Here is a 24,418-nt window from a genome sequence, read left to right as displayed (position 1 = left end):
ACTGCCCAGGAAAAGTTGCGGTCTGGATCGGGGGAGATTCGCTTGTCTGACTATATGATCACTCTGTTCAGGAGTGGATCCTGGTGCCGCCCCGTCCCGCGCAGTGGGCGCCTCACACTGGAGACGAATGCCATGGGGAACTCCCTGCATTGGCGGACCATCACCTCGGTCCTGACCACCACCGTTCTGGCCGCCGCTCTGCTCGGCGCCTCCGCCCCACCACCAGAGCCGACGACGCCGCTCAGCCACTCCGTGTTCAGCGCCCCCGCGCCGAGAACCTCTGCACCGGCAGCGGTCCAGCTGGCGAGCGCTCCGGCGTCGTCCACGGTCTCCGTCGGATCCTCCGCGTCACCCGGCGTCGCGGTGACCACGAGCCGCTCCACGGCGAAGACGCTTCGCGCCCCCACCCCGAAGATCTCCGGCGCCGCCGCCGTGGGCGCGAAGCTCACCGCGAAGCCGGGCACCTGGACCAGCGGGACCTCGCTGAGCTACCGCTGGCATGCCGACGGCAAGGCGATCAGCGGCGGGTACCGCAGCACCTTCACCCCGACCACAACGCAGCAGGGCAAGCGGATCACGGTGCAGGTCACCGGGAAGCGCACGGGCTACGCCACGGCGTCGAAGACCTCGGCGGCCACGCTGAAGGTGGCGCGATCCTCCACCCCGAAGATCAGCGGCTCGGCGACGACCGGAAAGACCCTCTCGGCCAGCGTCGGGACCTGGACCTGGGCGACGTCGTTCTCCTACCAGTGGCGCGCCAACGGGACCTCGATCAAGGGGGCGACCAGCCGCACCTACAAGGTCGCCACTGCGCATAAGGGCAAGCGGATCTCGGTGGTGGTGACCGGAAAGAAGTCCGGGCACACCACGCTGACCCGCACCTCGGCGTCGACCGCGGCGGTGAAGTCGCCCGCACCGGTGAAGAAGCCGACCCGGGTGACGATCACGTCCTCGACCTTCAACTGCCCGAAGGGCTACCCGGTCAAGGGCAACGCGGACTCCGGGATCTACCACGTGCCCAGCGGAGTGTTCTACTCCCGGACCAAGCCCGAGGAGTGCTTCGCGACGACGTCGGCCGCCAGGAGCGCCGGGTACCGCGCGTCCAAGCGCTGACCCACCCCTCCTGGGTGGTTGCGGTATCCGGTCGGAACGTCACCGCCGGATACCGCAACCGCCCAGGAAGAACGTCAGCGGGCGCGGGGGACCAGGCGTTCCAGCTGGGTCACGTGCTTGGGCTCGAGCTCCGCGAGGTTCGGAACCTCCAGGAGCTTCATCGTGCGCTCGACCTGATCCGCCAGGATCTCGATGGTGCGGTCCACCCCGGCCCGGCCTCCGGCCATCAGGCCGTAGAGATAGGCCCGCCCGATCAGGGTGAACTTCGCGCCCAGTGCCATCGAGGCCACGATGTCCGCGCCGTTCATGATTCCGGTGTCGATGGTGACCTCAAGGTCCTCACCGACCTCGCGCACCACCTCGGGCAGCAGATGGAACGGCACCGGCGCTCGGTCCAGCTGCCGGCCTCCGTGATTGGAGAGCACGATCCCGTCCACCCCGAGGCTGGCGAGCTTCTTCGCGTCCTCGACGTTCTGCACGCCCTTGACCACGAGCTTGCCCGGGAAGAGGTCACGGATGATCTTCAGGTCATCGAAGCTGATCGAGGGATCCATCGCCTTGTCCAGCAGCTCCCCCACGGTGCCCCCGGTCGAGGACAGCGAGGCGAACTCCAGCGGTGGGGTGGTCAGGAAGTCATACCACCACCAGGGCCGCGGGATCGCGTTGACCACGGTGCCCAGGCTCAGCTGCGGCGGGATCGAGAACCCGTTGCGCTTGTCCCGCAGCCGGGCCCCGGCCACCGGGGTGTCCACGGTGAAGAAGAGGGTGTCGAACCCGGCCTTGCCGGCCCGCTCGGTCAGCGCATAGGAGATCTCGCGGTCCTTCATCACGTAGAGCTGGAACCAGTTGCGCCCGTGCGGATTCGCCTCCTTGACCGCTTCGATGGACGTGGTGCCCAGCGTGGAGAGGGTGAACGGGATTCCGGCCGCCCCGGCCGCGGTGGCCCCGGCGATCTCGCCCTCGGTCTGCATCAGCCGGGTGAACCCGGTCGGGGCGATCCCGAAGGGAAGCGCGGAGCGTCCGCCGAAGATCTCGCACGAGGTGTCGACCTCGGAGACGTCGCGCAGGATCGAGGGGTTGAACTCGATGTCCTGGAACGCCTCCCGGGCGCGGGTCAGCGAGAATTCGCCCTCTGCGGCGCCGTCGGTGTAGTCGAACGCGGCCTTCGGGGTGCGCCGCTTGGCGATCTTGTGCAGGTCCTCGATGGTCAGCGCCGAGGAGAGCCGGCGGCGGGAGGCGTTGAAGTCGAACTTCTTGAACTTCATCAGCGGCGCGATGTCGCGCGGCTTGGGCAGTTGACGCTGAACCATGTGATGCTCCTAGACCGGTGACTTCTTCGACTGGGGAATTTCAGAACTGTGCAATTTCAGAACTGCAGAAATTCAGGACTGTGGACGGTACGTGATGGGGGAATGCGTGCGGCGGATCAGCTCGCGCAGGTCCTCGAGGCTGCCCGAGAGCGTCCCTGCGGTGCGCGCCTGGATGAGCAGGTTTCCGATGGCGGTGGCCTCCACGGGCCCGGCCACCACAGGATATCCGCTGCGATCAGCGGTGGCCTGGCAGAGCAGCGCGTTCAGCGACCCTCCACCGACCATATGGACCACGTCGACCCGCCGATCAGCCAGCTCACCGGCGGTCCGCAGCGCCGCGGCGAACCCATGAGCGATGGACTCCACGATGCTGCGCACCAGCTCCGCCTTGCCCGCAGGGATCGGGGCGTCCTGCTCGGCGCAGAGCTGCGCGATCCGCGCCGGCATGTCCCCGGGTGCCACGAACCGCTCATCCTGGACATCGAAGACGACGACGGCCGGGCTCACCTGGGCCGCGGCGTCGAGCAGCCCGACCAGGTCCTGCGCGCGGCCCTCTTCGCGCTCCCAGGTGCGCAGCGTCTCGGAGAGCAGCCAGGTACCCATGACGTTGGTGAGGAACCGGGTGCGCCCGTCGACTCCGCCCTCGTTGGTGAAGTTCGCCGCGCGGGAGGCGTCGGTGACCACCGGGGTCTCGAGCTCCAGCCCGACGAGCCCCCAGGTGCCGCAGGAGATGTAGGCGGCATCGGGGGTGGAGAGCGGGGTGCCCACGATCGCGCTGGCGGTGTCGTGTGAGCCGACCAGGGTGACCGGCAGCCGGTGCCCGCCCAGCAGCGGGGCCAGCTCGGACCGGGTGCGGCCCAGCGTGGCGCCCGGGGCGGCCACCGGGGCGAAGAGGTCCTGGTCCAGGCCGAGCGTGGAGATCAGCTCGGTGTCCCAGGCCTTGGTGCGCACGTCGAGCAGACCGGTGGTCGAGGCGTTGGTGACCTCGGTGAGCTGCTCGCCGGTGAGCCAGTAGCCCAGGAGGTCGGGCACCAGCAGCAGCCGATCTGCATGCGGGGCCAGGCCCTCCTGGGCCAGCTGATAGAGCGTGTTGAAGGCCAGGAACTGCAGGCCGTTCCGCCGGTAGAGCTCCTCGAAGGGGACTCTCCCGTGGACCTTCTCCACGCCGGCCGCGGTGCGTTCGTCCCGGTAGTGGAACGGGGTGCCCAGCAGCTGCATCCGGTGCGGATCGGCGCCGGTGAGCAGACCGTAGTCCACCGCCCAGGAGTCGATCGCCACCGAGGCCAGCTCGCCGTCGGTCTCGCGCACTGCGGCGCCGAGCCCGGCGAGGGCCTGTTCATAGAGTCCCACGAGGTTCCAGTGCAGCCCGTCGGGCATGGGGACCACGCCGTTGGAGAAGCGCGCGGCCTCGTGGAACTCGAGCGTGTCCGGCCCGACCCGGCCGAGCACCACGCGCCCGGAGGAGGCGCCGAGGTCGACGGCGGCATGCGTCGTCGTCCTCGGCGCTGCGGTTCTCCGCGTTCCCGTGCTCGTCGTCTGGGTCATCAGCGCAGGAACGCGGCGGCCACGCCGGCGTCGACGGGCACGTGCAGTCCGGTGGTGTGCGAGAGCTCGGGTCCGACCAGGGCGAACACCGCGTTGGCCACATTGCGGGGCAGCACCTCGCGCTTGAGGATCGTGCGCTGGGCGTAGAACGCGCCCAGGTCCTTCTCGTCGATGCCGTAGGTGGCCGCGCGGTTGGCGCCCCAGCCGGAGGCGAAGATGCCCGAGCCCTGGACGACCCCGTCGGGGTTGATCCCGTTGACCCGGATCTGGTGGGCGCCGAGCTCGGCGGCGAGCAGCCGCACCTGGTGGGCCTGGTCGGCCTTGGTCGCGGAGTAGGCGATGTTGTTCGGCCCCGCGAAGACGCTGTTCTTCGAGGAGATGTAGATGACGTCTCCGCCGAGGCCCTGGTCGATGAGCACCCGGGCGGCGGCCTTGGAGACCAGGAAGGAGCCCTTGGCCATCACGTTGTGCTGGAGGTCCCAGTCCTTGGCGGTGGTCTCCAGCAGCGACTTCGACAGGCTGAGCCCGGCGTTGTTGATCACGATGTCCAGGCCGCCGAAGGCCAGCAGGGTCTCGTCGATGGCCTTGGCCACGGCGTCCTCGTCGGAGACGTCCACGGCGATGCCCACGGCCTTGTCTTCTCCGCCGATCTCCGCTGCGGCCTCCTGCGCCTTGGCAAGGTTCAGGTCCGCGATGGCGACGACGGCGCCCTCCTCGGCGAGCCGCTCCGCGATGGCCTTGCCGATGCCCGAGGCGGCCCCGGTGACCAGGGCGATCCGGGTGGCCAGCGGTTTCGGCGCCGGCATGCGCTGCAGCTTGGCCTCCTCCAGCGCCCAGTACTCGATGCGGAACTTCTCCGCCTCATCGATCGGGGCGTAGGTGGAGAGGCCCTCGGCGCCGCGCATCACGTTGATCGCGTTGAGGTAGAACTCTCCGGCGACCCGGGCGGTCTGCTTGTCCTTGCCGAAGCTGAACATCCCGACGCCGGGAATCAGCACGATGGCCGGGTCGGCGCCGCGAAGGGCCGGGCTGTCGGCGGTGGCGTGACGGTCGTAGTAGGCCTGGTAGTCCCGGCGGTAGGCCTCATGCAGCTCGCGCAGCCGGGAGATCGAGTCCTCGACGGTGGCGTCGGCGGGAAGGTCGAGCACCAGCGGCTTGACCTTGGTGCGCAGGAAATGGTCCGGACACGAGGTGCCCATCTCGGCGAGCCGGGGGTGCTCGGCGTGGCCGAGGAACTCCAGCACGGCGTCGTCGTCGGTGAAGTGCCCGACCTGGGGCTTGTCCGCGCTGGCGATGGACCGGATGGTCGGGATCAGCGCGGCGGCCTTGGCCCGGCGCTCGGTCGCGGGCAGCGCCGCGTAGCCCTCGAGGGCCGGGCCGAAGGGCTCGGCGCGGGAGTGCTGCGCGATGTAGTCGGCGGCGGTGTCGATGATCCACAGCGAGTTCTGCTGGGACTCCTCGGAGGTCTCGCCCCAGGCGGTGATGCCGTGGCCGCCGAGGATGCAGCCGATGGCCTGCGGGTTCGCCTCCTTGATCTCGGCGATGTCCAGGCCGAGCTGGAAGCCGGGGCGGCGCCACGGCACCCAGACGACCTTTTCGCCGAAGATCCTGGTGGTCAGCTCAGGGCCCTCCGCGGCGGTGGCGATCGCGATGCCGGAGTCCGGGTGCAGGTGGTCCACGTGGGCGGCCTCGACCAGTCCGTGCATGGCGGTGTCGATGCTCGGAGCGGCCCCGCCCTTGCCGTGCAGGCAGTAGTCGAAGGCGGCGACCATCTCATCCTCGCGCTCGACTCCCGGGTAGACGTTCTTCAACGCACGCATCCGGTCCAGCCGCAGGGTTGCGAGGCCGGTCTCCTTCAGGGTCCCGAGATCGCCGCCGGAGCCCTTGACCCAGAGCAGCTCGACCTCTTCCCCGGTGACGGGGTCCTTCTCGGTGCCCTTGGCGGAGGTGTTGCCGCCGGCGTAGTTGGTGTTCTTCGGGTCCGCGCCGAGGCTGTTGGACCGGGTGATCAGGTCGTTGACCGTGGGGTTCATGGGGGTCTCCTTCACCAGCTGAGCTGGGTTCCGCCGACGCGGTCGGCCTCGATCGTCTCTTGGTAGCCGGATTCGGCGTAGGCGCGCATCGGCGACGCCGGGAGTCCGCGGGACTCGCGCCAGGCGGCCAGATCAGGTCGCACGTCGGTGTAGAAGGCGTCCATGAAGACCTCGTGGGCGCCGAGCACGTCACCGGCCTGCTGGGCGGCGGCGAGCGCCTCGGTGTCGACCATCAGCGCGCGGGCGGTCATCTCCTGGACGTTGAGCACGCTGCGGATCTGGCCGGGGATCTTCTTCTCCACGTTGTGGCACTGGTCCAGCATGAAGGCGACGCCCGAGTCGGCGGCGTAGCCTCCGCCGCGCACGACCTCGAACATGATCCGGAAGAGCTGGAACGGATCGGCCGAGCCCACGATGAGGTCGTCGTCGGCGTAGAACCGGGAGTTGAAGTCGAAGGAGCCGAGCCGTCCGAGCCGCAGCAGCTGCGCCACGATGAACTCGACGTTGGTGCTCGGCGCGTGGTGCCCGGTGTCCAGGCAGACCATCGCCTTCTCACCCAGCGCCTGCACCTGCACCAGCGCAGTGCCCCAGTCGGGGACATCGGTGTGATAGAAGGCCGGCTCGAAGATCTTGTACTCCAGCACCAGGCGCTGATCGTCCTTGAGCTCGGCGTAGATCGTGGCCAGGGACTCGGCGAGTCGGTCCTGGCGGGAGCGCATATCGGCCTGCCCGGGGTAGTTCGAACCGTCGGCGAGCCAGATCTTCAGGTCCTGAGAGCCGGTGGCGTCCATGATCTGCAGGCATTCGAGGTGGTGATCGATGGCTTTGCGCCGGATGGCCGGGTCGTGGTGGGTGAGACCGCCGAGCTTATAGTCGTCGTCCTGGAAGGTGTTGGAGTTGATGGTGCCGATCTGCACGCCCTGCTCGGCGGCATAGGCGGTGAGTCCGGCGTAGTCCTCGACCTTGTCCCAGGGGATGTGCAGCGCGACCTTCGGCGCCAGGCCGGTGAACCGGTGCACCGCCGCGGCGTCGGCGATCTTCTCCTGAACGGTGCGCGGGGTTCCGGCGGAGCCGAAGACCTTGAAGCGGGTCCCGGAGTTGCCGTAGGCCCAGGAGGGGACCTCGATGGCCTGGTGGTCCAGCTGGTGGGAGATCTGCTCGAAAGTAGGCATGGTTCCTCTAGTTCTGCGGGGTCTGGGTGGTGGACGGCTCGACGGTGGCCAGCTGGTCCTCCAGGTGGAAGACCTCCTGGAGCTCGAGGAAGCCGGTGTCCGGCCGTGCCCCCTCGAGATCGACGAAGAATTCACCCATCTGCTCCTGCCAGGCGGCGTTGATGTCTTCGGCGTCCATCGCGGCCTGCGCGACGGCGAGGGACTCGACCTCCACGTAGCCGATAAGCAGCCCGTCCTCGCGCAGGAACAGCGAGTAGTTGTGCCACCCCGAGCGCTTCAGCGCCTGCAGCATCTCGGGCCAGACGGACCGGTGCCGGGCGGTGTATTCCTCCAGGCGCTCGGGCTTGACCTGGAGCTGGAAACAGACTCGTTGCACGGGATTCCTCTCGGCCGATCGGCCAGCATCGCGGGAGTATTAAATCGTTTCAATCACTACGTATGATGGTATGACTCTCGTCACAAAGTGTCAATCGTCGCCCCGGAGCTGAAAGCCCGGACCGAGGTGTGGCCCCGAATCACGGGAGGACACACCTCGGCTGGCCTCAGACCTCGAGCAGCGCGTCCACACTCGGGGTCTCGTCCCGTCGGACGCTCAGCCGGTGCTCACCGGAGCCCAGCGTCTGCGGTTCGACACCGGGGATGTCCACCACTGCCGTCACCCCGGTGGGGACCACCAGCTCCACGGCGAGGGTCGCATCCCGCAGCGTCCACCGAAGCGAGATGTCTCCGTAGGCGGTTGCGTGCACGGCAGCGGCATGGGTCAGCCCACCCCCCGGGCGCGGCGCGACGAGCACTTCGCGGTAGCCGGGCGCCAGCGGAGAGAGCCCGGCGATGACCCGGTGCATCCAGTCAGCCACCGAACCCAGCGCGTAGTGGTTGAAGGAGGTCATCTCACCGGAGTTGACGCTTCCATCGGGCAGCATCGAGTCCCAGCGCTCCCAGATGGTGGTCCCGCCCTGCTTCACGGTGTAGAGCCAGGATGGACATTCCTCTTCCAGCAGCAGTCCATAGGCGGTCTCGAGGTGTCCGGTGGCGGTGAGCGCATCAGCGACGATCGGGGTTCCCACGAATCCGGTGGAGATCCGGTTGCCGCTGCCGCGCACGAGGGCCGCCAACCGGTCACCGGCCTGGTCGCGCAGCTCGGCGGGCAGCAGATCAAAGACGATCGCGAGCGCGTACGCGGTCTGCGAATCCGAGGTCATCGCCCCGGATTCCTGGACGTGCTCGGTCACGAACGCCTGCACGATCTCATCCGCGAGCGCCGAGTAGCGCTCGGCATCCTCGTGGCGCTCCAACGCTTCGGCGGTGCGCGCCAGCGTCCTTGTGGACCAGGCGAAATAGGCGGTTGCCACCAGGGCGGACTCCGTCTTGCCCGCGGCAGGATCCGTGGGCGGTGCGTCAGGATCCAACCAGTCCCCCAGCTGTTTGCCCGAGTTCCACAGGTGGCTTTCTCCGGAGAGCCTGTCGAGGAGATCGACCCAGGCCTTGGCGCTGGGGTACTGCTGCTCCAGGATGCCGAGGTCCCCGAATCGTTCGTAGAGCGTCCAGGGCACCAGCACGGCGGCATCGCCCCAGGCCGCCCCGGGCTGAATTGGGGTCCACTGCTCGCCGCCCGGGATGACGGGGACGTACCACGGCACGGTGCCGTCCTGAAGCTGCTCTTCGGCGAGATCGCTCAGCCAGGAGCTCAGCATTCCGGCGCAGTCATAGAGGAACGAGGCCGTGGGCGCGAAGACCTGGATGTCTCCGGTCCACCCCAGCCGCTCGTCCCGCTGCGGGCAGTCGGTGGGCACGTCGACAAAGTTCCCGCGCATGCTCCAGCGGACGTTCTCGTGAAGCTGGTTCAACAGGGGGTTGGAGGACTCGAACCATCCCGTGCGCTGCATATCGGTGTGATAGACCCGAGCGACGACGGGCGAGTCGGCTCCCGCGTCGAGCTCCCCCGGCCACCCTTCGATCTCGGCGTAGCGGAACCCGTGATAGGTGAACCTCGGCTCCCATTCACGCGCGGGACCTCCATCGAGGACCAGGGTGTCTGTGGCGGATGCCTGCCGCAGCGGACGCAGAGCGAGCGTCCCATGCTGGAGCACTTCGGAGTGCCGCATCGTGATCGTGGCCCCTGCCGGCGCCTCGACTCGAAGCCGGAGTCGGCCCACCAGGTTCTGGCCGAAGTCCAGCAGATGGCGCCCGTTCGACAGGCGCGTCACGGTCTCGGGAGTGCGCTCCTCGGTGCACCTGATCGGATCACCCTGTGGGGCCACGAGCGTCGCCGGGTCGCGCTGGCCCAGCCGAACTGGACTCCAGGTGGAGTCGTCGAACCCAGGAGATGACCACCCGGGCTGTTCGTCGGCGGCCACGTAGGTCTCGCCCTCGTAGAGGCCGGTGAAGCGGATCGGTCCGAAGCAGGCGGTCCATCGCTCGTCGGTGCCGATGACCTCTCGAGTCCCGTCGGTGTAGGTCACCTCCAGCTGCGCCAGCAGAGACAGGTCCTCGCCGTAGAGATTGCGGTAGCCTCCGCCGAAGCCGAGGCGTCCGCGATACCAGCCGTCGGCCATCCAGGCGCCCAGAGCGTTGGCGCCGGCACGCAGATGTTCGGTGACGTCGTAGGTCTGATAGCGGAGCCGGCGGTCATAGACGGTCCAGCCGGGAGCCAGGATGTCGTCTCCCACCCGGACACCGTTGATCTCGGCCTCATAGACTCCGTGGGCCGTGGCGTAGAGCCGCGCGGAAGAGATGTCGCTGCGCAGCGTGAAGTCCCGACGCAGCAGCGGCGGCCGCCGATCGGTGTCGGGATCTTCCGACCAGGGTGCGCCGACCGGCGTCGCCGACCAGTCCGCGACGTCCAGAAGACCGGTTTCGAGGACGGCCTCCTCACTCCATGTCGAGTCCGCGCCATCCTCGCCGAAGACTCGCACACGCACCGTCGCGCGCGCACGCGACTCCAAGGGGCGTCCGGGCCAAGGCACAAGCACCTGCTCGGCGGAGTCGACCGCGTAGATCTCGCGCTCCTGACCCCGACAGATCTCCAGCTCATAGCGACGCTGTCTCCAGCCGGGCTGGGCAGAGGTCTTCCAGGAGAGGCGCGGCGTGCGCTCTCCGATTCCCAGCGGCTCTCTGTGGTGCTCAACCCTCACCGCTCCATCGATGTGCGTCATCCCTTGACCGCTCCTCCAACCATTCCTTTTTGAATTCTTTGGTTCATGACCAGGTAGAGCGCCAATGTCCCCACCACGGTGAGACTGATCGCGGCGAAGAGCGGCCCATAGTCGGTGGCGCCGAAGCGGCCGCTGAAGTTCAGCAGCCCCACCTGGATCGTGCGCAGATCGTCGCTCTGCGTGAACGTGAGCGCGATGAGCAGGTCATTCCACAAGAAGAAGAACTGCACCAAGGCAACGGTGAGGACGCCGCTGCGCACCATCGGCAGGCCGACCAGGAAGAAGGTCCTGATGATCCCGGCGCCGTCCAGGACAGAGGCCTCAAAGACCTCGCGGGGGACGGACCTGAAGTACATGGTCATCATGAACGTCGTCAGGGGCAGCCCGATCGCCGTGTAGGTGAGGATCAGGGGCCAGAGCGTTCCGGTGAGACCGGTCTGGAAGTACGCGGTGAACAGCGGCAGCAGGATCATCTGCGGAGGCACCATGATGCCGACCAGGAAGAGCAACAGTGCGGAGTTGCGTCCCTTCCAGACCATGACCTCCAGCGCGAAGCCGGCCGCCGCCCCGAGGATGACGATGAGGATCAGCGCCGGTACGACGGCGACCAGGCTGTTGACCGCGTACTGTCCGAGGTTTCCTGTGGTGAGCGCCTCGGCGTAGTTCTCCAGCGAGAAGCTGGAGGGCAGGGACCACACGGGCTCCTCCAGGAACTCCCGGTTGGTCTTGAACGAGCTGAGCACCATCCAAAGCATGGGATAGATCACCAGGAAGAGCATGATGCCCACAGTGATCTGCAGCGGGAGCTTCTTCAGACGCAGGCTCAGCGGAGGCCGCGAGGTGGTGGGCCGCTTCGGCTCGGCGCCTTGCGCGGCGCGGGTTGTGGTCGTGGTCATGGCAGGCTACTTTCCGAGGTCGCGACGGACGGAGCGGAAGATGACGAGAGTCACGAGCAGACACAGGATCGAGAGCATCAGCGCGATCGTGCTGCCGTACCCGTAGGCACCGTTGGTGAACGAGGTCTGGAACATGTAGAGCGTGAGCGGGCTCGTAGTGGTCCCCGGACCGCCTCCAGTGAGGGCGATGATGCTGTCGAAGACCTTGAGTGTGCCGTTGACGCTGAAGATGATCGCGGAGATCAGGACCGGCAGTGACATCGGAATCACCATGAAGCGGATCATCTTCCAGCCCCCGGCACCATCGATGCGTGAGGACTCGATGACCTCTTCGGGGATGTCGATCAGGCCCGAATACAGCAGCACGGCGTAGAAGCCCATCGAACGCCAGATGTCCATGAGCGCGACGACGAAGAACGCCGTCCCGGGACTGCCGAACCAGTCGATGGAGTCCATGCCGATGACATTGAGGAACTCGTTGACGATGCCCTGACGGGGCGCGATGGCGAAGAGCTGCTGGAACAGGAGCGCCACAGCGACCGTGGGCAGCACGATCGGGAAGAAGAAGAGCGTGCGGATCAGCGCGGAGGCCCGCTTGAGGTGAAAGAAATACAGCACCGCGAGGCCGTAGCCGACGACGACCTGCCCCACCGTCACCACCGCCGCGTACTTCACGGTGAACCAGAGCGCGTCGATCGCTCGATCATCGGTGAAGAAGGTCTGGAAGTTCGACAATCCGGTGAACTCAAAGCCGATGATGGCGTTGCCTTCGAAGAAGGTATAACCGGTGGACCAGAGGATGGGGATGAGCATGATCGCTGAATACACCAGCAGCGCGGGACCCAGGAGGAAGAGGATCGCCCGGCGATCCCCGAGGACTTTCTGCATCAGTTGTCTTCCGATCGGTGGTGTGGACAGGACCTGGGCCCGGCCCGGCGACTGCCGAGCCGGGCTCAGATCAAGTGAGCTCAGAGGTCGTTCTGGACCAGCTCCATGAACTCTTCGGGAGTGATGGCTCCGGTCACGAGCTGCGCGGCGTTCTGCTGGCTCGTGGTCGTGGCGGCAGTGGAGAAGAGCGCCTCGAACCAGAGCACTGTCTCATCGGTGGACCCGATGCGCTCCTGCACGGTCTCGACGAGCGGCTCCACCTCGACGTCCTCGTTGGGCACGAATCCTGAGACGCGGTTGGCCTCTTCCAGCGCGGTAGAGCCGTAGTTCTCGCTGATGCAGCTGATCCACTCGGAGGTGGCGTCATCGTAGGTGTTCGCATTCACGGCCACCGACAGGCCGACGTTGGCGGCAATCTGATCGCTGGTGCCCTCGCCGCCCTCGACGTTCGGGAAGGGCATGAAACCGATGGCGTCCTCGCCGATCTGGTTGCGCTCCTCGTCTGCGAAGTCGCCCAGCGCCCAGCTGCCCATGTAGAACATCGCGGCATTGCCATTGAGGAACTCGTTGGTCGAGGTGTCCATATCGATCGAGCCGACGCCCTGGCCGAAGTAGCCGGCCTCGCCGAGTTCAGCAACGGCTGCGGCCGCCTCCACGTACTCCGGGTCGGTCAGTGAAGCCTCTCCGGATTCGACGCGCTCGAGCGCATCAGGGCCGATGGTGCGGAAGAGGTAGTTGCCCACCATGCGGGTCAGCGGCCAGCCCTGCTCCCCCGAGGCAGAGAACGGCTGGACCCCGGCGGCGTCCAGCGTCTCGGCGGCTCCGACCAGGTCCTCCCAGGTCTCGGGCACCTCGATGCCGTTCTCCTCGAAGACGTCCTGGTTGTACCAGATTCCCTCGATGTTGTACTCGAAGGGCATCGTCCGGAAGCCTCCGTAGAGCGCCTCGATGGTGGAGATGGCAGCAGGTTCGACGTTCTCGATCGCGCCGTTCTCCTCGAGCGCCTCCTCGAGATCGAGGACATCTCCGGCGTCGGCGAGTGTGCGCGTCAGGGCCGGCGCGTTGCCGGCGACGAAGAGGTCGGGCAGACCTCCCTGCCCTGAGAGCAGCTGCAGCTGCTGGTCGACGTTGGTCTGCGGCACGGTCTCGACGTTGAGCGCACTCGCCTCGTTCTGTTCAGAGCACTGATCCCCGGCAAGAGACTCCAGCACCGCGGGAAGTTCGTTGTTCTCGGTGTTGATCAGCGCGCTGAAGTCGGACGACTCGCCTCCGGCTTCGCCGTCGCCACCTCCTCCGCCGCCGCAGCTGGTCAGGATGAGTGCTGCGGCGCCGGTGATGGCGACGGCAGCCAGGCTGTTCCGATGGGTCGATGTAGGACGCACCGTTCCTCCTTGAAGGTGAGAGTATCTGCGAATGGACCGAAATTGAAGCGTTTCAATTTCTTGTCGAGATTGATCCTAGGGCAGTAACACAGATCACACAAGACGGCAGAGGGGCGGTCTTGAAGTCTTTCGAAACAACAAAAAACCGGGGCAGATCGCGCCTGTGGTCAGCCGCCGGTGCTCTGTCTCACGACAAGTGAGGGATCGAGGACGATGCGTCGGTGCACATGGTCCACGCCTCGGATCTCCTCGAGCAGAAGCTCCACGGCGGCCTCCCCCATGCTTTCGCCATGCATGCGCACGCTGGTCAGCGGAACCGAACCGCCCCAGGCATTCACGTTGTAGTCACAGCCCATCACCGCGAGATCCTCGGGAACACTCAGCCCCTCGGCGGAGACCTGTTGGATCATGGCCATGCCGAGCATGTCGGTCACCGCGATGACGCCGTCTGGTCGCTGATCTGCCGGGAGCTCCAGAAGGCGACGCCCGGCGGCGACTCCGCCTGCCGCGTTGAGGTCATCCACGTGGATCTCCGTCAGTGAGGCTGAACCGGCCTCGGCGATCGCGCGGTGCACTCCCACCCGCCGGTCGCGCACGGGCTGATACTCGTCTTTGCCTGCGACGAACGCCAGGTGGCGGTGCCCCCTGCTGAGCATGTGCTGCACCGCCAGATAGCCGGCCTTCTCGTTGTCGATGAGGACCGAGCAGTGGTCGTTCTCGGTCCAGTTGTAGTTGAGCACGACGACGGGCGTGCCGAGCTTGCGCACTCTGGCCATGGCCGCCCGCGGATCCTGCATCGGAGCCAGGAGGATCCCCGCGACACGAGCTGAGTTGAACGCGTCCAGGTGACGCTCCTGGAGGTCCTCGTCGTTGTCGCTGTGACCGACCTGGAGGATGAGTCCCTCGCGCTGCGCGCGGAGCTGAGCCCCTTGAGCCATGTCCACGAACAGGCTGTTGCCGATATCGATCGCGACAAAGCCGACGGTGCGGTTCTTGCGCCCCGCAAGGCTGCTGGCATTGGAGTTGGGCACGAAGCCGAGCTCTTCGATCGCCTGCTGAACCCGCTCTCGAGTACCGGGGCGTACTCGGTCAGGATGGTTGAGGACATGCGAGACCGTGCCGATCGAGACCCCGGCGCGCTCGGCGACCTTGGTGAGGCTCGGCCCGGTCCTGCGCTGCTGCTTGTTCACCTCGGGATCCATGTCAGTCGAGTCTAGTTCGGGACCAGGGCGAAACGGCTCGGAACCAGTGACATCGAGGACCCTCTGCCCGGAACAGCATCAGAAGCTTCTCGGCATCGCGTGATGCGGCTCAGGCATTGGGTGCGCCAGCGGTTCCTGCCGCCTCCGCAGCCGCGAGCCGGGCGTCCAACCAGCGGGATCCGAATGCGGCCCCGGCACCGATCATGATGATCCAGCCGATCTGCGCCCAGGCGGCGAGCGGCGCCCAGAGCAGCCCGAATGTGGCCATCGCTCCGACGCCGACGGCGGTGATCCCGGCCAGCATCGCCGTTCCGCGCGGTCGCGTGGCCGTGGACCAGCGCGAGTAGGCACCCACGCCGCCGCCCAGCGCCCCGGCGAGCGCCGCCACCGGGACCATCGCCACCGCATAGCTGCCGGCTGCGCGGAGCAGGTCTCCGCCCTCGAGGAATCCCTGGATGACGTCGACGGGCAGCGCGACGAGCAGAACCAGCGCCGCGCCCAGCGCGGCACCCGCCGCGCAGAAGAGAACTCGGCGGCCGGGAGCTGGGGGCTGAAGTGGTTCATCCATGGCCCTCATGATGCCTGAACCCGCGATGTATTCTGAATCGCATGGCATTGGCTCAGGTACGCGACGTGGCGGCACGAGCCGGCGTCTCCCCCGCGACCGTCTCCAATGCGCTGAATCATCCGGACAAGGTCTCCGAGGCGACTCGGGAGCGCGTCCAGGAGGCCATCGCCGAGCTCGGCTACGTGCGCAACGACGCCGCCCGCCAGCTCCGGCAGCAGCAGAACCTCGCCGTGGGCATGATCGTGCTCGACATCGGCAACCCCTTCTTCGCCGACGTCGCCCGTGGAGCGGAGAACAGCCTCGAGCTGCTCCACCGCCCGCTGCTGCTGGGAAACTCCAGCCAGAGCTCGCAGCGCGAGCTGACCCAGCTGCGACTCTTCGAGGAGCAGCGCGTGGCCGGGATCCTGGTGACCCCGGTGGGTGACATCATCGAACGGCTCCGCCAGATCCAGCAGCGCGGAATCGCCGTGGTCATCGTCGACCGCGACGCCGGCGCCGACGCGATCCCCTCGGTCTCCACCGATGACGTGCTCGGCGGCCGCCTGGCCACCGATCACCTGCTGAAACTGGGGCGACGTCGGATCGCGGTGGTCGGCGGGCCCCGCCGCATCCGGCAGGTGGCCCACCGCCACCAGGGCGCGCTGGCGGCGGCGGAAGAGTTCGACGACGCGCAGGTGCGCCTCGTCGACACCGGGGCCATGGACTCAGCATCCGGTCGGGAGGCCACCCGGGCCCTGCTCGAGCTTCCCGAGGCGCAGCGCCCCGACGCCATCTTCGCCACCAACGACCTGGTCGCCCTCGGCGCCCTGCAGGAACTCTCCCGCGCGGGAGTCCGAGTGCCTGAGGACATTGCGCTCATCGGGTACGACGACATCGCCTTCGCCGCCTCGGCCACCGTGCCGATCAGCTCCGTCCGGCAGCCCGCCGAGGAGATGGGGGTCCGCGCTGCCGAGCTGCTGGTCGCGGCGATCGAGGACCCCGCGGCCCCGGTGGAGCACCAGGTGTTCACCCCGTCGCTGGTCAGCCGGGAGTCCACCCTGGGCCGCTGAGGCTTCGCCGCCCACCCTTGTATAACAAGTGATCAACTTGTACGATCACCACATGTCCTACGCCCCAGACGCCATTCGGCACATCACCCTCTCCGCCGCCACGCTGCCGCTGGCCGGCCCGATCTCCGACGCCAAGGTCTTCACCGGGCGACAGAAGCCCATGACCGAGGTGGAGATGCTCTTCGCAGAGATCACCACGGAACAGGGCTTCGAGGGACTCGGATTCTCCTACTCCAAGCGCGCCGGAGGACCTGCGCAGTACGCCCACGCCAAAGAGGTGGCCCAGCTGGCCGTCGGCGAGGACCCCAGCGACATCGCGAAGCTGTATGACAAGCTGCTCTGGGCCGGCGCCTCCGTGGGCCGCTCGGGAGTCGCCACCCAGGCGCTGGCGGCGATCGACATCGCTCTGTATGACCTCAAGGCACGCCGGGCGGGCCTGCCGCTGGCCAAGCTGCTGGGGTCACACCGCGACTCGGTACGCACCTACAACACCTCCGGCGGGTTCCTCCAAGCCTCCATCGAGGAGATCCAGCACAACGCCTCCCGTTCCCTTCAGGCAGGCATCGGCGGAATCAAGATCAAGGTGGGACTCCCCGACACCCGCGAAGACCTCCGCCGGGTCACCGCGATCCGCGAACACCTCGGCCCCGATGTGCCGCTGATGGTCGACGCCAACCAGCAGTGGGACCGCGCCACCGCCCTGCGCATGGGCCGGCGGCTCGAAGAGTTCGACCTGGTCTGGATCGAGGAGCCGCTGGACGCCTACGACGTCGAAGGCCACGCCACCCTCACCGCCGCCCTGGACACCCCGATCGCCACCGGCGAGATGCTCGCCTCGGTCGCAGAGCACGAGAAGCTCATCGCCGGGCGCGCCTGCGACATCCTGCAGCCCGACGCCCCCCGCGTCGGCGGAATCACGCAGTTTCTCCGGCTCGCCACCCTCGCCCATCAGGCAGGCCTCGCGCTGGCACCGCATTTCGCCATGGAGATCCACCTGCACCTCGCCGCGGCCTACCCCACCGAACCCTGGGTGGAGCACTTTGACTGGCTCGACCAGCTCTTCGAGCAGCGGCTGGAGATCGCTGACGGACGGATGCTCGTCCCGCAGCGCCCGGGACTCGGGATCTCGCTCAGTCCTCGGGCCCGGGCACTGACCCACGCCACCGCCGAGTTCGGCCGCGCCTGAGGATCCCAGGCCCTAGGCTGGTCGGTGACGAAAGCAGGCCATGAACCGCACCGAGAACCTCACCGCACAGCTGCGCCAGCAGATCCTCGATGACACGCTGACCCTCGGCACCAAGCTGCCCAGCGAATCCGAGCTGATCAATGCCCACGGCGTGAGCCGCACGGTGGTGCGCGAGGCGCTCACTCAGCTGCGCGCCGAGGGCCTGATCCACACCCGGCGCGGCACCGGCAGCTTCGTGCTGGCCGCCCCAGCCGAGACGCAGACTTCACCGACCCCCACTCCCCGGACCGCCCAGGACCGGGCGCTGCTCATCGAATACCGGATGGCCATCGAATGCGAGGCGGCCGCACTGGCCGCCTCCCGGCGCACGGAGCACCAGCTCGCCGCCATGACTGCGGCACTTCAGGCCTTCGCGGCCGCCGTCGAACATCCCGCCACGGCCGTGGAGCAGGACTTCGCGTTCCATCACGCCCTGGCCGACGCCGCGGGGAACCCGCACCTGATCGAGGCGGTGAGCCGTCTGGGCCCCACCATGATCTCCATGCCGCGGACCCGTTTGGAAGCCAGCGCCGCCAGGCATCAGCTGGCCGCCCTGGAACACCGGGCGATCCTCGATGCCGTCCGTGAGGCCGATCCGGCGGCGGCATCGGCGGCGATGCGCGTGCACCTGGCGGCCTCGCGCCGACGAGTGCTCGGGCTCAGCTGACCTGTCCACCCGCTCCGCCTGCCGGTCGAGCACCGGGCCGCCCTGCTCGTTGAGCACCGCACGATCCCCATCGGGCATCGCGGCCGCCTGTACTTGAGCTGGTGTGACCCCCATGACACGATGATGCTCAAACGCTCATCTAGACCAGCTACTGATACTCGGAGTGCATTGTGTTCACTTTGGACCAGACCCGCAGCTTCGTCGCCGTGGCCGAAGAGCTGCATTTCGGGCGGGCGGCGGAACGCCTCAACATGACCCAGCCGCCCCTGAGCCGTCAGATCCAGAAGCTCGAGAAGTCCGTCGGGGTGCGCCTGATCGAGCGGGACAACCGCAAAGTCGCGCTCACCACGGCCGGTCGGGCCTTTCTCGCCGACGCCCGCAAGCTGCTCATCGCCGCCGATCAGGCCCCGCTGACCGCTCGCCGGATCGCCCGCGGGCGCGCCGGAGTGCTGCGCATCGGCTTCACCGCCACCTCCGCGGTGAGCATCCTGGGACAGGTGCTCAGCACCGCCGCCGAACACCTCCCCCAGGTCGACGTCGATCTGCGCGAGATGGTCACCCGAGAACAGCTGGCCGCGCTGAACAGCGGCGGCATCGACCTCGGCCTGGCTCGTCCACCCATCGACCCGGACCATTTCGAGTCCAAGCTCGTCCAGACCGAATCACTGCGCCTGGCTGTGCCCACCGACCACCCGCTCACCCAGCTGGGCCGCCCGGTGGAGGCAGCAGATCTGCGCGAGACTCCGCTGATCATGCATTCGCCCCTGAAGGCCCGCTACTTCTATGACCTCGCGATCCGGCATATGCCGATCCAGCATGGGAACGTGGTCCACACGGTGAGCCAGATCCTGACCATGGTCTCGCTGGTGGGCGCCGGACGCGGCGTCGCGTTCGTGCCCGAGTCCGCCGCCCGGCTGGGGATAGCCGGCGTCACCCATCTGGAGCTCGCCGAACAGGCCCGCGACGTCGTGGAGCTGCATGCGATCTGGCGTCGGAATCACCGCAATCCGGCCCTGACGAGTCTGCTCGAGGTCCTCGGCGACACGCCGCTGCGATCGGCGCCCAGCCCGGCCTAGTTCGATGCGTATAGAGCATCAATCCATACGAAACAAAGCTTAGACGGGCATCACTGCAGGAACTTACAGTGGAAATGACTATGCCCCGAGCTGCCGCTCAGTGGCACCGCAGCGCTGAGAGTTCGCCTCCTGGAGAGGCACGCCCTCCGACCCACAACCTAGGAAGGTCTCCGTGGCCAAGTACACCCCGCATGAACTGGCGGACCAGCTCAAAGAGGGACTGCTCTCTTTCCCCGTCACCGCCTTCACCGCCGACCTGCAGGTGGACGAGGAGTCCTACCGCCGGCACCTGAACTGGCAGGCCCGCCAGGGAGTCGCCGGACTCTTCGCCGCCGGCGGCACCGGTGAGGGATTCAGCCTCTCCCCCGAGGAGAACGCCCTGGTCGCGCGGATGGCCGTGGAGGAGGCCGGCGACGTCGTCCCGGTGCTCGGATCCGCAGGCGGCGCCACCTATCTCGCGGTGGCCAACGCCCGCGCGGCCCAGGCAGCCGGCTGCGAGGGTCTGCTGCTGCTGCCGCCCTACCTGACCGAATGCGACCAGCTGGGCCTGGAGGCCCATGTGGACGCCGTCTGCTCGGCGGTGGACATCGGAGTGATCGTCTACAACCGCGCCAACGCGATCTACCGGGCCGACACGGTCAGCCGGCTCGCCGCCAAGCATGAGAACTTCATCGGGTTCAAGGACGCGACCGGAGACATCGAGGCCGTCACCCGAGTGGTCGCGACCGCCGGAGACCGGCTCTTCTACCTGGGCGGGCTCCCCACGGCAGAGACCTTCGCGCTGCCGATGCTGCAGCTGGGCATGAGCACCTACTCCTCAGCCATGTACAACTTCGTCCCGGAGTTCGCCCTGGAGTTTTACGCCGATGTGCGCCGTCAGGACCGCGTCGCGGTGACCGAGAAGCTCAACCGCTTCGTACTGCCCTACCTGGAGATCCGTGACCGGATGAAGGGCTACGGCGTGTCCATCGTCAAGGGCGGACTCAAGGCCGTGGGCCGCGACGCCGGACCGGTGCGTCCGCCGCTGCAGGACATGACCGCCCAAGACATCCAAGACCTCTCCGATCTGATCGACGCAGCCGGGATCCGGCCGGCAGAAGCACCGGCTCTGGCCAGTGCCTGAAAGGAACTCCATCATGACCACAGAGACCCTCGAGACCCAGAAACTGACCGGAGCCTCGATCATCGCCGGGGAGAGCGTGCCCGGCGCAGGTCGAACCGTCAACGGCTTCAACCCCGCCACCAACGAGGTGCTTGAGCCCGGCTATTCGCTGATCGATGAGGCCCAGCTCGCCCGTGCGACCGCAGCGGCCGCCGAGGCCTTCGACTCCTTCTCCCAGCTGGACCCGGAGACCCACGCGAGGTTCCTGGAGAAGGTCGCCGAGAACATCGAGGCGGCGGCCGAGCCGCTGACGATGCGGGTCATGGCCGAGACCGGCCTGCCCCAGGCCCGGGTGCAGGGCGAACGGGGCCGCACCGTGAACCAGCTGCGGCTCTTCGCCTCGGTGGTGCGCCAGGGCGACTTCCGCGGCACCCGCTGGGACACCGCAGACCCCGAGCGAAAGCCGCTGCCCAAGCCCGACGTGCGCCAGCGCATGATCCCGCTGGGCCCGGTGGCGGTCTTCGGCGCCTCGAACTTCCCGCTGGCGTTCTCCGTGGCCGGCGGGGACACCGCCTCGGCCCTGGCCGCGGGCTGCCCGGTCGTCTTCAAGGCGCACAACGCCCACCCCGGCACCTCCGAGATCGTCGGGACGGCCATCACCGCCGCGGTCAGGGAGATCGGTCTGCACCCCGGCGTCTTCTCGCTGATCTACGGGCCCGGCGCCTCCATCGGCCAGGCGCTGGCCAGCGACCCCGCGATCAAGGCTGTGGGCTTCACCGGCTCCCGCGGAGCCGGCGTCTCGCTCATGCAGGCCGCCGCCGCCCGAGAGGTGCCGATCCCCGTCTACGCGGAGATGAGCAGCATCAACCCGGTGTTCTTCTTCGAGCGCCTGCTCGAGGACACCGTCACCGCCGGCGAGGACGCCGTCGCGGGCCTGGCCAAGGCCTATCTCGGCTCCGTGACCGGGTCCTCCGGTCAGCTCTGCACCGCCCCCGGCCTGGTCTTCGTGCCCAGCGGCGCCAGCGGAGACGCCTTCCTGGCAGCCGTGGGCGAGGCCGCGAAGCCGGCCGCCGGCCAGACCATGCTGACCAAGTCCATCGCCGCCTCCTGGAACGAGGGCGTCCAGCAGCTCGCCGCCCAGTCCGGTGTGGAGCTGGTGGGCCGCGGCACCGACGGTGAGAGCGAGAACGCCCCGGCCCCGGTGATCTACCAGGCCGCGTCCGCGCAGTTCCGGGACAACCCTGTCCTGCATGAGGAGATCTTCGGCGCCGCCTCCCTGGTGGTGCGCTATGACTCGCCGGAGGATCTGATCTCGGCGGCGAAGAAGCTCGAAGGTCAGCTCACCGCGACGCTGCACCTGAGCGAGGCTGACCATGAGCAGGCCGCGCCGCTGATCCCGGTCCTTGAGGGCAAGGTCGGCCGGATCCTGGCCAACGGCTGGCCCACCGGCGTGGAGGTCAACCACTCGATGGTCCATGGCGGGCCCTTCCCCGCGACCTCGGATTCCCGCACCACCTCGGTGGGGACCCGCGCGATCGAGCGGTTCCTGCGACCGGTGGCCTACCAGAACCTGCCGGAGTCCCTGCTGCCCCAGCCGGTCCAGGCCGAAAACCCGTGGAAGCTGAACCGGCGCGTCAACGGCACCATCTCACTCACCGACTGAGCCCTGCTGCTGGTTCAGCCCGAGTCTGCACCCGAACACGACGTCGGCCCCGGTCCTTGAACAGGATCGGGGCCGACGTCGTGCTGTGTGCGCTGCCTGCCGCGCGGCCGGGACGCATGTCCTGCGGATCAGCCTTCCTGCACCACTGCCACGCCACCGCCCGGCACGGTCAGTCGGCCGCGGGTCTTGGCCCCGGTGAGCAGCTCGACGCCCTTCACCTTGAGGGTCGCGTCCTGTCCGGTGTGGTTCAGCACGAAGAGGAAGCTCTGGGCATCCTCGCCTTCCCCGGTCCACCGACGCACCGCGTCCACCCCCACCCCAGCATCGACCTGTTCCGGCGCAACACCTGCTTCGATGAGCACCTCCTGGACCAGCCCGTGCAGCGCCTGCGCGTCTGGTCGGGTGCCGATGTACCAGGCCACACCCTCCCCGACCTCGCGACGCGTCACGGCGGGCCAGCCGGCCAGCGTGAACTCACCGGTCGGCGCGATGCTGGGAGGCACCGACCCTGTTGTCGACCCCATGTCATCACGATGACTCAGCGACGCGAACCGGCGGATCACCTCTGCGGAGGTGCCGCTCTCCGCGGCGAGGTGGATCTTTTCGCTCCACATCTCCGCCCGGCTGCCGTCGTCCAGGCGGAGCGCCTCCTCGGCCTGCAGCGGCCAGAACTCCTCGACACGGATGCCCAGCAGCTCCCGGAAGGCGCCGGGGTAGCCGCCGAGCCGGACCGCGTCGTGCTCGTCGACGATCCCGCTGAAGCAGGTCACCAGCACCGAGGCGCCGGCCCGTGCCGCGGCCTCGATGTTCGCCGCATCGGCGTCGGTGACCAGATACAGCGTGGGCACTACGATGACCCGGTAGCGGCTGAGATCCGCCGAGGGGTGGACGACGTCGACGCTCACCCCGGACTCCCACAGGCCGCGATACCAGTGCAGCAGCTCCTGGGGATAGGAGAGGTCGTTGATCGGGTGCGAGTCCAGCTCGGCACCCCACCAGGCTTCATAGTCGAATAGCAGCGCCACCTCCGCGTGAACCTGGGAGCCCTGCACCGGGGCGAGCCGGCGCAGCGTCTCGCCCAGCGACACCGTGGAGCGGAAGACGTCGCTGTCGGTGCCGGCGTGGGGCACCATCGCGGAGTGATACTTCTCCGCTCCGGCCCGGGACTGGCGCCACTGGAAGAACATCACGGCATCCGCGCCGCGGGCCACATGGCCCAGCGAGTCACGCAGCATCTCGGCGGGTGCCTTGGTGTGGTTACGCGGCTGCCAGTTCACCGCGGAGGTGGAGTGCTCCATCAGCATCCAGGGCTTCCCACCGGCGACGCCGCGGGTCAGGTCCGCGCTGAAGGCCAGCTCGATGTGCCGGTCGGGATCATCGGCCACGGTGTAGTGATCGGTGGCGATCACGTCCATCTCCTGCGCCCAGGAGAAGTAGTCCATGTGTTTGGTCCGGGTGCTGCACATGAAGTTCGTCGTCACCGGCACTCCGGGGGTGAACTCACGCAGGATCGCCTTGATCTCGCGGAAGTAGTCCAGCAGCTCGTCGGAGGAGTAGCGGTGGAAGTCCAGCTGCTGGGTCGGGTTCACGAACATCGGGGCCGTGCGCGGCGGGAGGATCTCTTCGAAGCTGGAGTAGCGCTGGGACCAGAACGCGGTGCCCCAGGCCCGGTTGAGCTCTTCGACGCTGCCGTAGCGGGTGCTGAGCCAGGAGCGGAAGGCGGCTGCGGCGTCGTCGGAGAAGTCGTGGGCGTTGTGGCAGCCCAGCTCGTTGTCCACATGCCACAGTGCCAGCGCCGGATGGGTGGCGTAGCGCTGCGCCACCGCCCAGGTCATCCGAAGCGCGTACTCGCGGAAGACCGGGTTGGAGACCGAATAGGCCTGCCGGGCTCCGGGCCAGAGCGTGGTCCCGTCGGCGGTCTCGGGCAGGATCTGGGGGTGTTGGTGGGTCAGCCAGGGCGGTGGGGAGGCGGTGGCGGTGGCCAGGGCGACGCGGACCCCGGCGGCGTGGAGCCGGTCCATGGTCTCGTCGAGCCAGCCCCAGTCGTATTCGCCCTCGCGGGGTTCGAGCATGGCCCAGGAGAAGATCCCGACGCTGACCAGGTTCACACCGGCCTGGGTCATCAGCTCGACGTCTTCGACCCGGGTGGCCTGGGGCCACTGCTCCGGGTTGTAGTCGCCGCCGTAGCCGAGCCCGGGCACCTTGCCGGGCCAGCCCTGGGAGGTGCCGTGCCGGGTGGCGCTATCCTGGGGGGCGCTATCCTGGGGGGCGCCGTCCTGGGTGGACGGCCGGGCGTGCTGGTCCTGGGTCATGCGTGGCCTTTCGTCAGGCGTGCGGGGTACGGGGGTTATCGCGTAGCTCCTGCGGGCTGT

At 67.9% G+C, this 24,418-nt stretch carries 19 protein-coding genes; 7 read left to right on the top strand and 12 right to left on the bottom strand.

The features are described 5' to 3' along the window. Positions 1 to 132: 132 nt before the first annotated feature. A complete protein-coding gene (locus ACHAA4_RS13880; protein WP_435774767.1) occupies positions 133 to 1,113 on the top strand; it encodes a sunset domain-containing protein in 981 nt (326 codons plus the stop codon). A 74-nt stretch (positions 1,114 to 1,187) separates the two neighbouring features. Here ACHAA4_RS13880 and ACHAA4_RS13875 read toward each other — a convergent pair whose 3' ends face one another. The 11 genes from ACHAA4_RS13875 to ACHAA4_RS13825 form a co-directional block, all read right to left on the bottom strand. Continuing rightward, on the bottom strand, positions 1,188 to 2,423 hold the full coding sequence (locus ACHAA4_RS13875; RefSeq protein ID WP_435774766.1) for an alpha-hydroxy acid oxidase: 1,236 nt from the start codon (positions 2,421 to 2,423) through the stop codon (positions 1,188 to 1,190). A gap of 72 nt (positions 2,424 to 2,495) precedes the next feature. After that, entirely contained in the window at positions 2,496 to 3,968 is a 1,473-nt protein-coding gene (locus ACHAA4_RS13870; RefSeq protein WP_435774765.1) for a rhamnulokinase, read from the bottom strand. Continuing rightward, a complete protein-coding gene (locus tag ACHAA4_RS13865) occupies positions 3,968 to 6,001 on the bottom strand; it encodes a bifunctional aldolase/short-chain dehydrogenase (RefSeq protein WP_435774764.1) in 2,034 nt (677 codons plus the stop codon). The genes ACHAA4_RS13870 and ACHAA4_RS13865 overlap by 1 nt, the downstream gene beginning before the upstream one ends. An 11-nt stretch (positions 6,002 to 6,012) precedes the next feature. After that, positions 6,013 to 7,173 (bottom strand): L-rhamnose isomerase, encoded by a 1,161-nt coding sequence (gene rhaI, locus ACHAA4_RS13860; RefSeq protein WP_435774763.1) that lies wholly within the window; start codon positions 7,171 to 7,173, stop codon positions 6,013 to 6,015. A 7-nt stretch (positions 7,174 to 7,180) separates the two neighbouring features. Further along, a complete protein-coding gene (locus ACHAA4_RS13855; protein WP_435774762.1) occupies positions 7,181 to 7,549 on the bottom strand; it encodes an L-rhamnose mutarotase in 369 nt (122 codons plus the stop codon). A 166-nt stretch (positions 7,550 to 7,715) separates the two neighbouring features. Beyond that, positions 7,716 to 10,328, bottom strand: a complete 2,613-nt coding sequence (locus ACHAA4_RS13850; protein ID WP_435774761.1) for a family 78 glycoside hydrolase catalytic domain — start codon at positions 10,326 to 10,328, stop codon at positions 7,716 to 7,718. Next, entirely contained in the window at positions 10,325 to 11,224 is a 900-nt protein-coding gene (locus tag ACHAA4_RS13845) for a carbohydrate ABC transporter permease (protein ID WP_435774760.1), read from the bottom strand. The genes ACHAA4_RS13850 and ACHAA4_RS13845 overlap by 4 nt, the downstream gene beginning before the upstream one ends. A gap of 6 nt (positions 11,225 to 11,230) precedes the next feature. Beyond that, entirely contained in the window at positions 11,231 to 12,112 is an 882-nt protein-coding gene (locus ACHAA4_RS13840) for a carbohydrate ABC transporter permease (protein ID WP_435774759.1), read from the bottom strand. Positions 12,113 to 12,192: 80 nt separating this feature from the next. Further along, a complete protein-coding gene (locus tag ACHAA4_RS13835; RefSeq protein ID WP_435774758.1) occupies positions 12,193 to 13,494 on the bottom strand; it encodes an ABC transporter substrate-binding protein in 1,302 nt (433 codons plus the stop codon). A gap of 167 nt (positions 13,495 to 13,661) precedes the next feature. Further along, positions 13,662 to 14,696 carry a LacI family DNA-binding transcriptional regulator gene (locus ACHAA4_RS13830; RefSeq protein WP_435774757.1) on the bottom strand — a complete coding sequence of 345 codons (1,035 nt, stop codon included), beginning with the start codon at positions 14,694 to 14,696 and terminating at the stop codon, positions 13,662 to 13,664. 109 nt (positions 14,697 to 14,805) lie between these two features. Continuing rightward, complete coding sequence (locus tag ACHAA4_RS13825) at positions 14,806 to 15,264, bottom strand: hypothetical protein (RefSeq protein WP_435774756.1); 459 nt, start codon at positions 15,262 to 15,264, stop codon at positions 14,806 to 14,808. A gap of 41 nt (positions 15,265 to 15,305) precedes the next feature. Between ACHAA4_RS13825 and ACHAA4_RS13820 the strand changes: the two genes are divergently transcribed. From ACHAA4_RS13820 to ACHAA4_RS13795, 6 genes are all read left to right on the top strand, one after another. Then, positions 15,306 to 16,313 (top strand): LacI family DNA-binding transcriptional regulator, encoded by a 1,008-nt coding sequence (locus ACHAA4_RS13820; protein WP_435774755.1) that lies wholly within the window; start codon positions 15,306 to 15,308, stop codon positions 16,311 to 16,313. 52 nt (positions 16,314 to 16,365) lie between these two features. After that, positions 16,366 to 17,499: an L-talarate/galactarate dehydratase gene (locus tag ACHAA4_RS13815; protein ID WP_435774754.1), complete on the top strand. Its 1,134-nt coding sequence runs from the start codon at positions 16,366 to 16,368 to the stop codon at positions 17,497 to 17,499. 40 nt (positions 17,500 to 17,539) lie between these two features. Further along, a complete protein-coding gene (locus tag ACHAA4_RS13810; protein WP_435774753.1) occupies positions 17,540 to 18,205 on the top strand; it encodes a FadR/GntR family transcriptional regulator in 666 nt (221 codons plus the stop codon). Positions 18,206 to 18,375: 170 nt separating this feature from the next. Further along, entirely contained in the window at positions 18,376 to 19,281 is a 906-nt protein-coding gene (locus ACHAA4_RS13805) for a LysR family transcriptional regulator (protein ID WP_435774752.1), read from the top strand. A 172-nt stretch (positions 19,282 to 19,453) separates the two neighbouring features. After that, on the top strand, positions 19,454 to 20,404 hold the full coding sequence (locus ACHAA4_RS13800; RefSeq protein ID WP_435774751.1) for a 5-dehydro-4-deoxyglucarate dehydratase: 951 nt from the start codon (positions 19,454 to 19,456) through the stop codon (positions 20,402 to 20,404). A 13-nt stretch (positions 20,405 to 20,417) separates the two neighbouring features. Then, positions 20,418 to 22,046 (top strand): aldehyde dehydrogenase (NADP(+)), encoded by a 1,629-nt coding sequence (locus ACHAA4_RS13795; RefSeq protein ID WP_435774750.1) that lies wholly within the window; start codon positions 20,418 to 20,420, stop codon positions 22,044 to 22,046. A gap of 128 nt (positions 22,047 to 22,174) precedes the next feature. On the opposite strand, the gene ACHAA4_RS13790 is transcribed toward ACHAA4_RS13795, so the two are convergent. Next, positions 22,175 to 24,358, bottom strand: a complete 2,184-nt coding sequence (locus ACHAA4_RS13790) for a beta-galactosidase (RefSeq protein WP_435774749.1) — start codon at positions 24,356 to 24,358, stop codon at positions 22,175 to 22,177. Positions 24,359 to 24,418: the final 60 nt, after the last annotated feature.

The sequence above is a fragment of the Nesterenkonia maliinae genome, from assembly GCF_051262655.1.
Lineage (GTDB): Bacteria > Actinomycetota > Actinomycetes > Actinomycetales > Micrococcaceae > Nesterenkonia.
This window is presented reverse-complemented; position numbering and strand designations above follow the sequence as displayed.

Coding starts and splice junctions, on each gene's coding strand:
- ACHAA4_RS13840 (WP_435774759.1), bottom strand. CDS start 12,112: ATGCAGAAAGTCCTCGGGGATCGCCGGGCGATCCTCTTCCTCCTGGGT.
- ACHAA4_RS13820 (WP_435774755.1), top strand. CDS start 15,306: ATGGCATTGGCTCAGGTACGCGACGTGGCGGCACGAGCCGGCGTCTCC.
- ACHAA4_RS13795 (WP_435774750.1), top strand. CDS start 20,418: ATGACCACAGAGACCCTCGAGACCCAGAAACTGACCGGAGCCTCGATC.
- ACHAA4_RS13790 (WP_435774749.1), bottom strand. CDS start 24,358: ATGACCCAGGACCAGCACGCCCGGCCGTCCACCCAGGACGGCGCCCCC.
- ACHAA4_RS13850 (WP_435774761.1), bottom strand. CDS start 10,328: ATGACGCACATCGATGGAGCGGTGAGGGTTGAGCACCACAGAGAGCCG.
- ACHAA4_RS13810 (WP_435774753.1), top strand. CDS start 17,540: ATGAACCGCACCGAGAACCTCACCGCACAGCTGCGCCAGCAGATCCTC.
- ACHAA4_RS13825 (WP_435774756.1), bottom strand. CDS start 15,264: ATGGATGAACCACTTCAGCCCCCAGCTCCCGGCCGCCGAGTTCTCTTC.
- ACHAA4_RS13815 (WP_435774754.1), top strand. CDS start 16,366: ATGTCCTACGCCCCAGACGCCATTCGGCACATCACCCTCTCCGCCGCC.
- ACHAA4_RS13880 (WP_435774767.1), top strand. CDS start 133: ATGGGGAACTCCCTGCATTGGCGGACCATCACCTCGGTCCTGACCACC.
- ACHAA4_RS13830 (WP_435774757.1), bottom strand. CDS start 14,696: ATGGATCCCGAGGTGAACAAGCAGCAGCGCAGGACCGGGCCGAGCCTC.
- ACHAA4_RS13845 (WP_435774760.1), bottom strand. CDS start 11,224: ATGACCACGACCACAACCCGCGCCGCGCAAGGCGCCGAGCCGAAGCGG.
- rhaI (WP_435774763.1), bottom strand. CDS start 7,173: ATGCCTACTTTCGAGCAGATCTCCCACCAGCTGGACCACCAGGCCATC.
- ACHAA4_RS13870 (WP_435774765.1), bottom strand. CDS start 3,968: ATGACCCAGACGACGAGCACGGGAACGCGGAGAACCGCAGCGCCGAGG.
- ACHAA4_RS13865 (WP_435774764.1), bottom strand. CDS start 6,001: ATGAACCCCACGGTCAACGACCTGATCACCCGGTCCAACAGCCTCGGC.
- ACHAA4_RS13875 (WP_435774766.1), bottom strand. CDS start 2,423: ATGGTTCAGCGTCAACTGCCCAAGCCGCGCGACATCGCGCCGCTGATG.